Source organism: Tenacibaculum sp. SM2510, assembly GCF_057002845.1.
This window is the reverse complement of sequence record NZ_CP192703.1, coordinates 2,201,438-2,216,144: the sequence shown is the minus strand read 5'-3', so window position 1 is coordinate 2,216,144 and position 14,707 is coordinate 2,201,438. Positions and strand designations below refer to the sequence as shown.

Here is a 14,707-nt window from a genome sequence, read left to right as displayed (position 1 = left end):
TTTTTATATTCTCACGAGAAAAGTAATTTTCAAAACAAACTACCTCACTTTATTCGCAACAACGTGGTTTTAAATCTTACTTTTAAATTGCTTTTGCTTCGTTGTGTAACAAGTCGATTAATTCATCAACAGTATCAACTAACTTTACAGCTCCTTTTGCTAAAGGCTTCTCGAAATTTTGAGTCGCAGTACTTGCAGCAACACCTGTTGATTCTAATACAGCTAAAGGCTTTTTACGAGCCATCATAATTCCACGCATATTTGGTATACGTAAATCTTTTTCTTCTACTAACCCTTTTTGCCCCGCAATTACTATTGGTAAAGTTGAAGACACTTTCTCTTCACCTCCATCAATCTCTCTGCTTAAAGACACATTTATTCCATCTACTTCAGCACCAACACAAGCATTCACAAAGTTAAAATCTACCAATGAGGCTAACATTCCTGGCACCATTTGACCATTATAATCTGCTGACTCTTTACCTGCTAATACTAAATCGTAACCACCGCTTTTAACAACAGCTGCTAATTCTTTAGCCACCATAAAGCCATCGGTTGGCTCTGCGTTTATACGAATTGCATCATCTGCACCAATAGCTAAGGCTTTACGCAAAGTTGGCTCTGTTGAAGCTCCTCCAACATTTACAACAGTTACGGTAGCTCCTTGCTTTTCTTTAAACCACATTGCGCGAGTTAAGCTAAACTCATCATAAGGATTTATAACATATTGAACTCCATTAGTATCAAACTTTGTATCGTTGTCTGTAAAGTTGATTTTCGAAGTAGTATCAGGAACGTGACTGATACAAACTAATATTTTCATATATTGTTGTTTTTAAGAAACTTAATTTTGAACCACGAAGTTACATCTTTTTTTGCAATTTACTATGCATGCATAATAAATATTTTAGCTTACCTCTCTTAATTAACAATAGAACCCTATAAATGTAAGCAATCATTTGTTTAAGTTAAAAACCTATTTCTTATTTGTATTTTTATTATTTTTGCAATCTTGATAAACAACTACTAATATAACGTATGAAAACAATACAATTTAGAGAGGCTATTTGCGAAGCTATGAGTGAAGAAATGCGAAGAGATGAAAGCATTTACTTAATGGGTGAAGAAGTAGCTGAATATAATGGAGCTTATAAGGCTTCAAAAGGGATGCTAGATGAGTTTGGTGAGAAAAGAGTTATTGACACTCCTATTGCTGAATTAGGTTTTGGTGGTATTGCGGTTGGATCTGCAATGAATGGAAATCGCCCTATTGTTGAATACATGACTTTTAATTTCTCTTTAGTTGGTATTGATCAAATTATTAACAATGCTGCCAAAATTCGTCAAATGAGTGGTGGACAACTTAATTGTCCTATTGTTTTTCGTGGCCCAACAGGCTCTGCTGGTCAATTAGGAGCTACACACTCACAAGCTTTTGAAAACTGGTTTGCCAACACACCTGGTTTAAAGGTTATTGTACCTTCTAATCCTTATGATGCAAAAGGTTTATTAAAAGCAGCAATTCGTGATGATGACCCTGTAATTTTTATGGAATCTGAACAAATGTATGGTGACAAAATGGAAGTTCCAGAAGGTGAATATATAATTCCTATTGGAGTGGCAGATATTAAAAGAGAAGGTACAGATGTAACGGTCGTTTCTTTTGGTAAAATTATTAAAGAAGCATACAAAGCTGCTGATGAATTAGCTAAAGAAGGAATTTCTGTTGAAATTATCGACTTACGTACTGTTCGTCCTATGGATCATAATACAATTTTAAAATCCGTAAAGAAAACAAACAGATTAGTAATACTTGAAGAAGCATGGCCATTTGGTAGTGTCTCTTCAGAAATTACTTTTAGAGTACAAGATGAAGCTTTTGATTATTTAGATGCTCCTATAAAAAGAATTACAACTGCTGATACACCAGCACCGTATTCACCAGTTTTATTAGCTGAGTGGCTACCTAATGCTAGTGATGTTGTAAAAGCAGTTAAAGATGTTTTATATCTTAACAAGTAATAGAAAAATAGAAAATTGAAAAGAAACAAAAAATCCTTTTGACAAATGTCAAAAGGATTTTGCAGTAATAAAAAAATGAAAAATTCGCTACTAATTCTACTATTACTCATTACCAGCTCCTTATATGCTCAACTCACATTAAAGGGTAAAGTTGTCGATGAATTTAATAACCCGATGCCTTTTGTTAATGTGTTTTTAAAAAATACAGCATACGGAACTGTAACAAATGATGATGGTACATTTTTTTTAAAAACAAAAAAATTTAGAGGCACCTTAAACGTTTCTTTTATCGGTTTTCAAACGCAAATTTTAAAAGTTAATAAAAAAACTAAGTTTTTAAAAATTGTTCTAAAAGAAGAAGGTAATGAATTAGAAGAAGTGGTAATTGTTTCAAAACCAAAAAAACGCTTAAAAAAGAAAGAGAATCCGGCATATAGAGTTTTAAAAGAAATTTGGAAAAGAAAGAGGAAAAATGGACTTGATTTAGTTAATTATTATCAATACAAAAGACAATCTACTATTGAATTAGGGCTTAATAACCTAGATACTGTTTTCTTAAAAAACATTTTTAAAGATCAATATAAAGAAACAATAGACAACGTAAAGTATGATAGCGATGGAGTTAACTACTACGTACCTATTTACCTAAACGAAGAAATAGCAAATATATACGGAGATAATAAAAACGATAATGTTAGAGAAGATATTGAAGCTGAAAAGGCTGAAGGAATAGGAACCAAAGGTTTTGTTTTTGATAAAATGTCAAATACATTTCAAGATGTTGATGTGTTTAAAAACAACATTACTTTATTAACAAAGTCTTTTATTAGCCCTTTATCTAGCGATGGTTTTGCAACCTATGATTATGTACTTTATGACAGTATCGTTAAAAACAACAAAAAAACGTACAACATATACTTTTTTCCTATCAGAGATGGTGACCTAGCCTTTCAAGGAAACTTTTGGGTGTCAGACAAAACATTTTCTATCGAAAAAATAAAAATGAAGGTCCATAAAAGTATCAACTTAAATTTTGTTAGGGACTTATCATTTGAAAAAGAATTTGAACTAAGAAACGATAGTATATACATACCTACCAAAAATGCCTATGTAGGTGATTTTACGTTTATTGACAAAAATGAAAACAATAAAGGATTAACAATCAAAAAAACAATTCTTTATAACAACTATATATTAGACAAACCACTTGCTAAAGATTTTTACACACAAGAGATTGTAAAAATAAGGCCAGATCAATACAAAAAAGAAGACTCTTATTGGAAAGGAAAACAAAATGAAGAGAGTAATTCAACATATAACTTCATAAAAGTAGTAAAAGAAAAAAAACAAATTAAAAACATAACTGGTTTAATAAACACTGTGGCTAGTGGGTTTATAAATACCCCTGCAGGAATTCAATTAGGTCCATTTTGGACAATTTTCGCTAACAATCAAGTAGAAGGCTTCAGGACCAAAGTCGGCTTTAGAACCTTTAAATCTAAAGACGATCGTTTTCGTTTGAGTGGTCACTTAGCTTATGGCTTTAAAGACAAAGGATTTAAATACGGTTTAGAAGGTCGTTATTTATTATCATACAAGCCAAGAATAGCAGTTGGATTAGCATATCAAAAAGACATAGAACAATTAGGAAGCGTTTTATTGAACACCACCCAACTCTTAGGTTCTTCTTTTGGTACCGATGCTTTATTTTCTAGAGGTGACAACTTCTTTTTATCTAAAGTTGAAAAAATTGCTACTAATTTCGATTATCAAATTAAAACCAACTTACATATAGGTGTTAATTTTTCACACGCAACTATAAAATCTGCATCTCCTAAAGATTTCTCGATGGACTATCGTGATGAAAGCGGAAACATTAAATCTAGAATAACTGATGTTGCTTCTGACCTTTATATTTCTTATACCCCTGGTAGATTTGTATATGGCCTTGGAGTTGAAAGACGTTTCGGGCGTAATATTTTTCCGACTTTAGTCTTAAATTACCGCAGAGGATATAAAGGAGTTTTTAACGGGTCACATACCTACGATAAATTACAATTTAAATACAACCACCCTATTCTTTTAAGTAAATTTGGTATTTTAGATGCCACTCTAGAAGCAGGAAAAACATTTGGTACATTACCAATAGGTTTATTAAACGTAATACCAGCAAACCAAACATTATCATTAACAAAAAACACATTTGCTTTATTGAATTATTATGATTTTGTTACTGATTCTTATTTAGCTACACATTTCGAGCAACATTTTAATGGCTTTATCTTAAACAGAGTTCCTTTACTAAAAAAACTCAAGCTACGTAGTTTGGTTACATTTCGAGCTGCATATGGAACAATCTCAAAAGAAAATAGAGCTATTAATGATGGTTTAGTAAATAGTAGTGGTGCTGCAAACATTAACTACAACACTCCTAATAAACTGTATTACGAATACAGTGTTGGTCTTGAAAATATTGGGTATGGTAACTTGCGTTTTTTTCGTATAGATGCTATTTGGAGGAGCAACTACAAACCTCCTACAGGCTCATTTGCACCACCAACACCGAAGTTTGCAATACGCATAGGAGTTAAACCGGGCTTATAATCATTAGTTTAACAATAAAATAATAGTTCTTTTTTGTTAAAAAACACTAATAAATTATTACTTTTGCAAACCGATTTTTAGAAACAAAGAAAAGCAAGATAATATGACTGCAAAAGAAAGAAAAACAGTAGATGTTTTAATTGAAATACCAAAAGGAAGTAGAAATAAATACGAATACGATTTTGACTTAGGAAAGATTCGTTTCGATAGAATGTTATTTTCATCAATGATGTACCCTGGAGATTACGGTTTCATTCCAGAAACTTTAGCTTTAGATAACGATCCATTAGATGTATTAGTTTTAGGAGCTGAGCCAACTTTTCCTATGTGTGTTATGGAAGTAAAACCAATCGGTGTTTTCCATATGGCAGATGAAAAAGGACAAGATGAAAAAATTATTTGTGTTCCTGTTTCTGATCCTATCTGGAGTCAATTAAACGACTTAAAAGATATGAACCCTCACCAAGTTAAAGAAATTACTCACTTTTTTCAAGTTTATAAAGATTTAGAAAAGAAAAAAGTAGATGTAGGTGGTTGGGGAGACGCAAACGAAGCTTATGAAATCTTAGATAAGTGTATTGAACGTTACGAAAACAGCGAGCATAAAGCAAACGGAGATTTTACTATTTAATCAGTAAATTTCTATATAAATTATCAAAAACCTCTCAGAATATTCTGAGAGGTTTTTTGTTTAGTCGCTGATTTAGTTATATTTACGAACATCAATTAACTAATCAAAACATAAATTATATGGAATCAATAATGATTTGGATGCCAATTGCAGCTGCTGTAATAGGATTACTTTACATGCTCATTAAGAAAAAATGGGTAATGACACAAGATGCTGGAGATGGAAAAATGAAAGAAATTTCTGACCATATTTATGAAGGCGCTTTAGCTTTCTTAAATGCAGAATACAAGCTATTAACAATTTTTGTAATTATCGTTAGTGTTTTACTGGCGATTGTAGCCTACTTTGTTCCAACAACAAGTTATTTAATTGTAATCGCATTTATCTGTGGTGCTATTTTTTCTGCTTTCGCAGGAAACATGGGAATGAAAATAGCAACCAAAACAAATGTAAGAACTACGCAAGCTGCAAAAACAAGTTTACCTAATGCTTTAAGAGTATCTTTTGGAGGTGGAACTGTAATGGGACTCGGCGTTGCCGGATTAGCTGTTTTAGGATTAACCACATTTTTTATTGCTTTCTTCTATTTCTTTATGGGAGGTGTTTGGACAAACACGATGGATATGACTATTGTTCTTGAAACCCTAGCTGGATTCTCTTTAGGTGCAGAAAGCATTGCACTATTTGCCCGTGTTGGTGGAGGAATCTATACAAAAGCTGCCGATGTTGGTGCCGATTTAGTAGGTAAAGTTGAAGCTGGTATTCCTGAAGATGACCCACGTAACCCTGCTACAATAGCTGATAATGTAGGTGATAATGTAGGTGATGTTGCCGGTATGGGAGCAGATTTATTCGGTTCATATGTTGCAACTGTTTTAGCAGCAATGGTTTTAGGAAATTATGTTATTAAAGATATGGGCGGAAGTATTTCTGATGCCTTTGGCGGAATTGGACCTATATTATTACCAATGGCAATTGCGGGTATCGGAATTATAATTTCGATGATCGGAACCATGTTGGTAAAAATTAAAAGTAATGATGCTAAAGAATCTCAAGTAATGAGCGCCTTAAACTTAGGTAACTGGGTTTCTATTGCTCTAGTAGCAATCGCTTGTTTTGTTTTATGTAAATGGATGCTTCCTGAAAACATGCAAATGGAATTCTTTGGTGAAGGTTTACAAAATATCTCATCAATGAGAGTATTTTACGCAACATTGGTTGGTTTGGTTGTTGGTGCTGTTATTTCTTCAGTAACCGAATATTATACAGGCTTAGGAAAATCTCCTATTTTAAAAATAGTACAACAATCTTCTACGGGCGCCGGAACAAATATTATTGCCGGTTTAGCAACTGGTATGATTTCTACATTTCCTTCTGTTTTATTATTTGCTGCCGCAATTTGGTCATCGTATGCTTTAGCAGGATTTTACGGAGTAGCATTAGCGGCATCTGCAATGATGGCAACTACCGCTATGCAATTAGCCATTGATGCTTTCGGACCAATTGCAGACAATGCAGGTGGAATTGCAGAAATGAGCGAACAAGAACCGATCGTTAGAGAACGCACAGATATTTTAGATGCCGTAGGTAATACAACTGCCGCAACAGGTAAAGGTTTCGCAATTGCTTCTGCGGCATTAACATCATTAGCTTTATTTGCTGCCTATGTAACGTTTACAGGAATAGACGGAATTAATATTTTTAAAGCACCTGTTTTAGCTATGTTATTTGTGGGAGGAATGGTTCCTGTAGTTTTTTCTGCTTTAGCGATGAATGCTGTTGGTAAAGCAGCCATGGAAATGGTACAAGAAGTAAGGCGTCAGTTTAAAGATATTCCAGGGATAATGGAAGGTACTGGGAAACCAGAATACGATAAATGTGTCGCGATTTCGACAGAAGCTTCTTTAAGAGAAATGATGTTACCAGGATTGTTAACAATCGGATTTCCTTTAATTATTGCCTTTGTCCCAATGCTATTCGGAATGAATAATTTAGCAATTGCCGAAATGCTAGGTGGCTATATGGCGGGTGTTACAGTTTCTGGTGTGCTCTGGGCAATCTTTCAGAACAATGCTGGTGGCGCTTGGGACAATGCTAAGAAATCTTTTGAAGCTGGTGTAGAAATCAACGGAGAAATGACTTACAAAGGTTCTGATGCTCACAAGGCCGCTGTAACCGGAGATACGGTGGGTGATCCTTTTAAAGATACTTCTGGTCCATCAATGAATATTTTAATCAAACTTACCTGTTTAATTGGATTGGTAATTGCTCCTATTTTAGGCGGCCATAATATTGATGCAAATTCTCTTTCTGAAAACATTACCATGACAAAAAATGGTGAAACGGTTAGAGTTGAACTCAATAATGGTATTTATACTAATGACGACGGCAAAACAACCGTCATTAAAAATAAAATCAATAAAATTATTAAAGTAGCTATTAGCAAAAATGCTGACGGAACTGCAAAAGCTACAATAATTACAACTACTACTGGAAACGGAGAAGAAATTAGAAAAGAAGAAGAAGTTATAGAAGGAACTTTAGAAAAAGTAAAAAAGAAAATAAAAGCTTTTGAAGATAGCGGAGATAAAATTAATATCAACGCCACAGAAGAAGGCAATAAAACCCTCAAAGAAATAAAAGTTGATATTGAAGAAATAAAATAATTTAACAACTATATTTTATAGAAACCCGATAGCTATATTCTATCGGGTTTCTTATTTTTGTAAGATGTCTAAAAGAACCCAATCTGATTTTAAAATAGATAACCCTAAAGAGTTTAAGCAAAAACTATTTGCTTGGTCTAAACAGTTTGAAACTGCTATTTGGTTGGATTCTAATAATTACGAGCAAAAATATTCTTCGTTCGATTGTTGTTTGGCTGCAGATGAATTTACATCTATAAAAACTGATGCTCAAAATGCTTTTGATAAACTAAAAGAATATCAATCATATACTAAAGATTATCTTTTTGGCTATATTTCTTATGATGTAAAAAATGATGTTGAAAAACTAGAGTCAACTAATTTTGACGGACTTCATTTTCCTGACTTGTATTTTTTTCAACCTCAAAAATTAATTTTCATTAAAGGCAATACGGTTGAGTTTCATTATTTACAAATGATAGATGATGAGCTAGAAGAAGATTTTAATGACATCTTAGAAACGAATCCAAATGTTACTTTGAGTGATGTCGAAAAATCATCAGAACAAGAAAAAATCAAAATAAAACTTCGCATTCACAAAGATGAATACCATCAAAAAGTATCGAAAGTTTTAAAACATATTCATAGAGGCGATATTTATGAAGCTAATTTCTGCCAAGAGTTTTATGCCGAAAACACCAATATCAATCCTTATAAAATATATACGCAATTAAACGACATTTCTGAACCGCCTTTCGCTACTTTTTTCAGGCACGAAAATTTATATTTATTATCGGCAACACCTGAAAGGTATTTAAAAAAAGAAGGAACAAAAATTATATCACAACCTATTAAAGGAACCGCAAAACGTTTAATTGATGTTATTGAAGATGATAAAATAGCTTTCGATTTATCACGCGACGAAAAAGAACGAGCAGAAAATGTGATGATTGTAGATCTAGTTCGCAATGACTTATCAAAAACTGCAAAAAAAGGAAGTGTAATTGTTGAAGAACTTTGCAAAGTGCATTCTTTTAAACAAGTGCATCAAATGATATCTACAATAATTTCAGAAATAGCAACAACTACAGATCCTGTTGATGTTATTAAAGACACTTTTCCGATGGGAAGCATGACGGGAGCACCAAAAGTATCAGCCATGAAAATTATTGAAGAATTAGAGGAAACCAAACGCGGTTTGTATTCAGGAACTATTGGTTATTTTACGCCTAATAGCGACTTTGATTTTAATGTAATTATTAGAAGTATTTTATACAATGCTGATGAAAATTACGTTTCATATTCAGTTGGCGGAGCAATTACAGCCAAGTCAACTCCCGAGAAAGAATATGAAGAGTGCTTACTAAAAGCAAAAGCAATGAAATATGTGCTCTTAAACTCAAAGTAGTTCACTATATTGAACCCTAAATATTTAAAAATTACATGAATTTTACCAATCCATTAGTATATGGTATTCCTTGTTTTTTGGGTCTTATTTTATTAGAACTTACGTATAGTAAAACGCACAATAAAAAAGATTTATATAACTGGAAGGATTTAGTATCTAGCCTAACAATGGGTATCGGATCTGTTATTATAGCGCCTTTAATTAAAACAGTTTCTGCAATTCTTATTTTTAATTATGTGTATGAAGTTTTTAATCCGTTTGTAAATGGTATTCGCATGAACATTATGGGTTGGGAATCTTTTGGATATGCTTGGTATGTTTGGATTGCTTGCCAGCTATTAGATGATTTTAGTTACTACTGGTTTCACAGACAAAATCACATGGTTCGTTTTTTATGGGCCGCACATATCGTACACCATTCATCAAATAATTTTAATCTAGGAACCGCTGTTCGCAACGGTTGGTTTACCATTTTATACAAACCTTTTTTTTACATGTGGTTACCTGCAATTGGTTTTTCTCCAGAAATGGTGGTTGTTTGTTTAGGAATTGAAGCCTTATGGCAATTTCAACTACATTCGGTATATATCTCTAAAATTAAGTATATTGATATAATCTTTAACACGCATACAATGCATCAAGTACATCATGCAAAGAATATTGAATACATGGATAAAAACCATGGGGGATTTCTAAATGTTTTTGATAGGTTATTTGGTACATGGAAAGAATTAGATGAAGAAATTGATATTAAATACGGCGTAACACATGCACCGAACTCTTATAATCCTTGGATAATTTTAACCCATGAATACAAAGATATTTTTAACGACACCAAAAAATCTAGTAATTGGGTTCATAAATTTATGTATATTTTTGGTCCTCCGGGATGGAGTCATAACGGAAGTACGATTAGTGTTAAAGAGATGCGAAAACTTATCGCTCAAAAAAATCAGAAGTAATGATTATAGATCAAGAAGAAAAATTTAAAGAAGTATTACCTAAAATAGAAGGAACTGTAAATGAGCAAAGTTTTTTCAATAAATTTTTAGAATTGTATCCTGAAGCTTGGAAACAACATAAAATCACCTTCTCTAAATTTAAGAGAGGAAAACAGTTTGGTAAAACAATTCCGCTACCTAAACCCGAAGTTTCTTTAAGAAAAGAGATAAGGCAATGGCTACAAAAAAATAAATTATGACACATCAAGAATTTAATTTCGATTATCATAAAACTACTTTTTTTGGTCAATTTTGGCAACCCAAAGCAGTAAAAGCAGTGGTGGTTATTATTCACGGAATGGGAGAACATTCTGGCCGCTATGAACATGTTGCTAAAAAATTAAATGACAATAATTTTGGCGTTATTGCTTTTGATCATTTCGGCCACGGTAAAACCACAGGTAAAAGAGGTCATAATCCTGGTTTTGATACTGTATTAGAAAGCATATCGAAGTTAATCGCAAAAGCAAAAAATGTGTTCGGAGAGAAACCATTATTTTTATACGGACATTCTATGGGGGGTAACGCAGTTATAAACTACGCACTTCGTAAAGAAAATAACTTAACAGGAATCATTGCCACTAGCCCAATGCTAAAATTAGCTTTTGATCCGCCAGCATGGAAACTTTCTTTAGGTAAAATGATGCAAAAAATTGCACCGTCAATAACTTTAGGAAATGAGTTAGATGCTAATGATATTTCTCGTGACAAAACTGAAGTAGCAAAATATATTAACGATCCGTTAGTGCATGATAAAATTAGTCCGAATTTTTCTTTATCTTTTATTGATTCCGGTGAATGGGCGATTCAAAATGCAGCAAGCTTAAAAAAACCTATGTTATTATTACATGGTACAGGCGATAAAATTATCGATTATAAAGCAACAGAAACTTTTGCCAATGCAACAAAAAAAGCAAGTCTAAAACTTTATGAAGGCGGTTACCATGAGCTACAACATGATTTATGTAAAGAAGAAATGATGCAAGACATTGTTAACTGGTTAAATAATCAACTATAAATAAAGATAGTTCTAAAAATGCTGCAACAATTATCGGAACATATTGACACCCATTTTTCGTTTTTAAAAGAAAAAAAACTCCTAATTGCAATTTCTGGAGGAGTTGACAGCGTTGTTTTAACATATTTATTACATCAATTAAACTTTACTATTTCATTAGCACATTGTAATTTTCAGCTAAGAGATGAAGAAAGTGACTTAGATGAAGTTTCTATTAAAGAACTTGCAAATAAATTACATGTCCCTGTTTTTTCAATACTATTTGAAACATCCAAATATGCTAAAAAACACAAATTATCAACTCAAATAGCTGCCAGAAAACTTCGATATAACTGGTTTGATGAGTTGATAAAACAAAATAATTTCGACTATATTTTAACAGGTCACCATGCTGATGATAATCTAGAAACTTTTATTATTAATTTAACCCGCGGTACAGGTTTAGATGGCTTAACAGGCATCCCTGCCGTAAACGGAAAAATCGTGCGTCCTTTATTAAATTTTTCACGAGAACAAATAGAAACTTACGCCACAGATAATAATATTCAATGGCGAGAAGATGCTAGTAATTCTGAAATAAAATATGTCCGAAATAAAATAAGGCATCAAATTGTTCCGCTTTTAAAAGAATTAAACCCTAGTTTATTAAAAACACACTATAAGACTACCGATTTTCTTAAACAATCTCAGCAAATTATTGCTGACCGAATGGAAGAAGTATCACCTAAAATACTTGTTAAGGAAGGTGCAATATTAAAATTAAGCCTTTTAGAGTTATTAAAACTATCTGATCCTAAGCCTTACTTATATCAACTTTTAAAAGCGTATAAATTCACTGAATGGAATGATGTTTACAGTTTAATTTATGCACAATCAGGCAAGAAAGTCTCAACAAATTCATATACTTTATTAAAAGATAGAGATTTTTTACTACTTTTACGCACCAGTGCAGATAAAATTACTGAAGATGAAGAGATTATCATTCATAATGATAAGATAAAAATAACAAAACCGATTAACCTGTTATTCGAAAACGTTCTCAAAAAAACAAATATTAATGTAAATTGTATTTTTGTTGATAAAAATTTGTTAAATTACCCCCTCATCATTAGAAAACAAAAATCTGGTGACCATTTTTATCCGACAGGGATGCTAGGCAAGAAAAAAATTAGCAAGTACTATAAAGATGAAAAAATGTCGCTTTTTGAAAAAAACAACACATGGTTGCTTTGTTCAAATGATGGTGAAATTATATGGATTATTGGAAGGCGACAAGATAAACGCTTTTTACCTTCAAGTAAAACAACTCAATTATTAAGAATAACTAATTAAAAACAACCCCTTTATAAACTAACTCGAATGAAAAAATTCTTTACTCTATTTTTATTATTCATCGGTTTAACGGTATTTTCCCAATCTGATGATAATCCTATTGTGGTGACACCTACCGTTGAAAAAATTTCGGATACGGAATACGATTTAATTTTCGAAATTGAAATTGCAGAAGACTGGCATTTGTACTCACAGTACAATCCTGAAGATGCTTCTTTACCTATGTCAATTTCTCCTGCTGAAGGACAAACAGGTTACACTCTTAATGGAAAAGCAAAAGAAGGTGATACTGAAACAGAATTCAGTGAAATTTGGGGGAAAGACGAAATTTTCTTTGTAGATGAAGGAAGATTAGTACAGAGAATAACTATTTCTGATGCTAGCTTAACTCAAATAACACTTAATTTAGACGCACAAGTTTGTAAAGAATATTGTTTACCTTTTGATGAAGACTTTACTTTTTCATTAATAGGGGAAGAAGTTTCACAAACTGTTGTTGAAGTTGATGATAAAAGTCAATCTTTATCTCAATCTTTAAACTTAAACTTAAAAAATACTGCTTTATTAAAAAGCACAACACAAAAATCTTCTGAAGAAGGCGGAGATACTTTATTAAACATTTTCTTACTAGGTTTTGTTGGAGGTTTATTAGCATTTCTAACTCCTTGTGTTTTTCCAATGGTGCCTTTAACAGTATCTTTTTTTACAAAACGTACCGAGAAAAAAGGAAAAGGGATTGGTAGTGCCTTATTATATGGTTTCTTTATTGTATTAATTTACGGGTTGTTAAGTTTACCTTTCCATTATTTAGACACGTTAGACCCTGAAATTTTAAATAGTATTTCAACCAATATCTGGTTAAATATCTTTTTCTTCACTGTCTTAATTTTCTTTGCAGGTTCTTTCTTTGGTTTTTATGAATTAACCTTACCAAGCTCTTGGAGTAATAAAGCTGATAGTGCTTCTAATATTGGAGGTATTATAGGTACATTCTTTATGGCTCTAACTCTAGCAATTGTATCTTTTTCTTGTACAGGACCTATTTTAGGATCTTTATTAGCAGGTTCTTTAGGATCTAGCGGAGGTGCTATGCAATTATCTGCAGGTATGATTGGTTTTGGATCTGCCTTAGCCTTACCTTTTGCTTTATTTGCGCTGTTTCCTGGTTGGTTAAATTCTTTACCAAAATCAGGTGGATGGTTAAATACAGTTAAAGTGGTTTTAGGTTTCTTAGAATTAGCTTTTGCTTTTAAATTTTTATCAAATGCCGATTTAGTAGGTCATTGGGATTTATTAAAGAGAGAGGTATTTATTGGTATATGGACAGTAATTTCTTTACTAACTGCATTATATCTATTTGGATTTATCGGGAAAAAATATGGGAAAATATCATTCTTTAGAGTTCTATTAGGTTTAGCTACTCTTGCATTGGCTGTGTTTTTAGCACCTGGTGTGATGGAAAAACCTGTTTGGAATCAAAATGCACTATTAAGTGGATTTGCTCCACCACAATTTCATAGTATCTACAAAAAAGATAATAAATGTCCTTTAGGATTAAATTGTTTTAAAGATTTCGAAGAAGGTATTGCTTATGCGAAATCGGTTAACAAACCAGTATTATTAGATTTTACAGGATGGGCATGTGTTAACTGTCGTAAAATGGAAGAAAACATTTGGGTTAAACCAGAGATTTATTCTTTAATTAATGATGATTATGTTTTAATTTCATTATACGTAGATGATCATGAAAGACAATTACCTGAAGAACAACAATTCGACTTTATTAAACCTAACGGTAAGGTAAAAAGAATTAGAACTTATGGTGATAAATGGGCTACTTTACAAGTTGCTAACTTTAAAACAGCGTCTCAACCATTTTATATATTGATGAGCCCAAATTTAGAGCTTCTAAATTCACCTCAACAATACACTGATCATACAGCATATTACGATTGGTTAAAAACAGGGTTAGATAATTTTAACAATAACTAACCTATTATAAAATACATTTAAAAAAGCCTCTTTATTTAAGAGGCTTTTTTTATT

General features: G+C 32.3%; 11 protein-coding genes. 10 read left to right on the top strand and 1 reads right to left on the bottom strand.

The window, feature by feature from the left end:
- Positions 1-82 precede the first annotated feature (82 nt).
- A complete protein-coding gene (locus tag ACQ629_RS09910) occupies positions 83-823 on the bottom strand; it encodes an electron transfer flavoprotein subunit beta/FixA family protein (RefSeq protein WP_483704597.1) in 741 nt (246 codons plus the stop codon).
- Positions 824-1,038: 215 nt separating this feature from the next.
- Here ACQ629_RS09910 and ACQ629_RS09905 point away from each other — a divergent pair, with 215 nt between their 5' ends.
- The 10 genes from ACQ629_RS09905 (at position 1,039) to ACQ629_RS09860 (ending at position 14,653) form a co-directional block, all read left to right on the top strand.
- Positions 1,039-2,022, top strand: a complete 984-nt coding sequence (locus tag ACQ629_RS09905) for a pyruvate dehydrogenase complex E1 component subunit beta (protein WP_218772143.1) — start codon at positions 1,039-1,041, stop codon at positions 2,020-2,022.
- A 45-nt stretch (positions 2,023-2,067) separates the two neighbouring features.
- Complete coding sequence (locus tag ACQ629_RS09900) at positions 2,068-4,626, top strand: DUF5686 and carboxypeptidase-like regulatory domain-containing protein (protein WP_483704595.1); 2,559 nt, start codon at positions 2,068-2,070, stop codon at positions 4,624-4,626.
- Between the two features lie 103 nt (positions 4,627-4,729).
- Positions 4,730-5,257: an inorganic diphosphatase gene (locus tag ACQ629_RS09895; RefSeq protein ID WP_275315439.1), complete on the top strand. Its 528-nt coding sequence runs from the start codon at positions 4,730-4,732 to the stop codon at positions 5,255-5,257.
- A 119-nt stretch (positions 5,258-5,376) separates the two neighbouring features.
- On the top strand, positions 5,377-7,923 hold the full coding sequence (locus ACQ629_RS09890; protein WP_483704593.1) for a sodium-translocating pyrophosphatase: 2,547 nt from the start codon (positions 5,377-5,379) through the stop codon (positions 7,921-7,923).
- A 64-nt stretch (positions 7,924-7,987) separates the two neighbouring features.
- The gene (locus tag ACQ629_RS09885; RefSeq protein WP_483704591.1) at positions 7,988-9,310 is read left to right on the top strand and encodes an anthranilate synthase component I family protein; all 1,323 of its coding nucleotides are present in this window, start codon (positions 7,988-7,990) and stop codon (positions 9,308-9,310) included.
- 35 nt (positions 9,311-9,345) lie between these two features.
- Complete coding sequence (locus ACQ629_RS09880) at positions 9,346-10,272, top strand: sterol desaturase family protein (RefSeq protein WP_483704589.1); 927 nt, start codon at positions 9,346-9,348, stop codon at positions 10,270-10,272.
- Entirely contained in the window at positions 10,272-10,511 is a 240-nt protein-coding gene (locus ACQ629_RS09875; protein ID WP_483704586.1) for a hypothetical protein, read from the top strand. The genes ACQ629_RS09880 and ACQ629_RS09875 overlap by 1 nt, the downstream gene beginning before the upstream one ends.
- On the top strand, positions 10,508-11,329 hold the full coding sequence (locus ACQ629_RS09870) for a lysophospholipase (RefSeq protein ID WP_483704584.1): 822 nt from the start codon (positions 10,508-10,510) through the stop codon (positions 11,327-11,329). The genes ACQ629_RS09875 and ACQ629_RS09870 overlap by 4 nt, the downstream gene beginning before the upstream one ends.
- 18 nt (positions 11,330-11,347) lie before the next feature.
- Positions 11,348-12,661, top strand: a complete 1,314-nt coding sequence (tilS, locus tag ACQ629_RS09865) for a tRNA lysidine(34) synthetase TilS (RefSeq protein ID WP_483704582.1) — start codon at positions 11,348-11,350, stop codon at positions 12,659-12,661.
- Between the two features lie 27 nt (positions 12,662-12,688).
- Positions 12,689-14,653 carry a protein-disulfide reductase DsbD family protein gene (locus ACQ629_RS09860; RefSeq protein ID WP_483704580.1) on the top strand — a complete coding sequence of 655 codons (1,965 nt, stop codon included), beginning with the start codon at positions 12,689-12,691 and terminating at the stop codon, positions 14,651-14,653.
- The last annotated feature ends 54 nt before the right edge of the window (positions 14,654-14,707 follow it).

What these genes read in the sequence shown, in the direction of transcription:
- ACQ629_RS09910 (WP_483704597.1), bottom strand. Translation starts at nt 823, where the DNA reads ATGAAAATATTAGTTTGTATCAGTCACGTTCCTGATACTACTTCGAAA.
- ACQ629_RS09905 (WP_218772143.1), top strand. Translation starts at nt 1,039, where the DNA reads ATGAAAACAATACAATTTAGAGAGGCTATTTGCGAAGCTATGAGTGAA.
- ACQ629_RS09900 (WP_483704595.1), top strand. Translation starts at nt 2,068, where the DNA reads ATGTCAAAAGGATTTTGCAGTAATAAAAAAATGAAAAATTCGCTACTA.
- ACQ629_RS09895 (WP_275315439.1), top strand. Translation starts at nt 4,730, where the DNA reads ATGACTGCAAAAGAAAGAAAAACAGTAGATGTTTTAATTGAAATACCA.
- ACQ629_RS09890 (WP_483704593.1), top strand. Translation starts at nt 5,377, where the DNA reads ATGGAATCAATAATGATTTGGATGCCAATTGCAGCTGCTGTAATAGGA.
- ACQ629_RS09885 (WP_483704591.1), top strand. Translation starts at nt 7,988, where the DNA reads ATGTCTAAAAGAACCCAATCTGATTTTAAAATAGATAACCCTAAAGAG.
- ACQ629_RS09880 (WP_483704589.1), top strand. Translation starts at nt 9,346, where the DNA reads ATGAATTTTACCAATCCATTAGTATATGGTATTCCTTGTTTTTTGGGT.
- ACQ629_RS09875 (WP_483704586.1), top strand. Translation starts at nt 10,272, where the DNA reads ATGATTATAGATCAAGAAGAAAAATTTAAAGAAGTATTACCTAAAATA.
- ACQ629_RS09870 (WP_483704584.1), top strand. Translation starts at nt 10,508, where the DNA reads ATGACACATCAAGAATTTAATTTCGATTATCATAAAACTACTTTTTTT.
- tilS (WP_483704582.1), top strand. Translation starts at nt 11,348, where the DNA reads ATGCTGCAACAATTATCGGAACATATTGACACCCATTTTTCGTTTTTA.
- ACQ629_RS09860 (WP_483704580.1), top strand. Translation starts at nt 12,689, where the DNA reads ATGAAAAAATTCTTTACTCTATTTTTATTATTCATCGGTTTAACGGTA.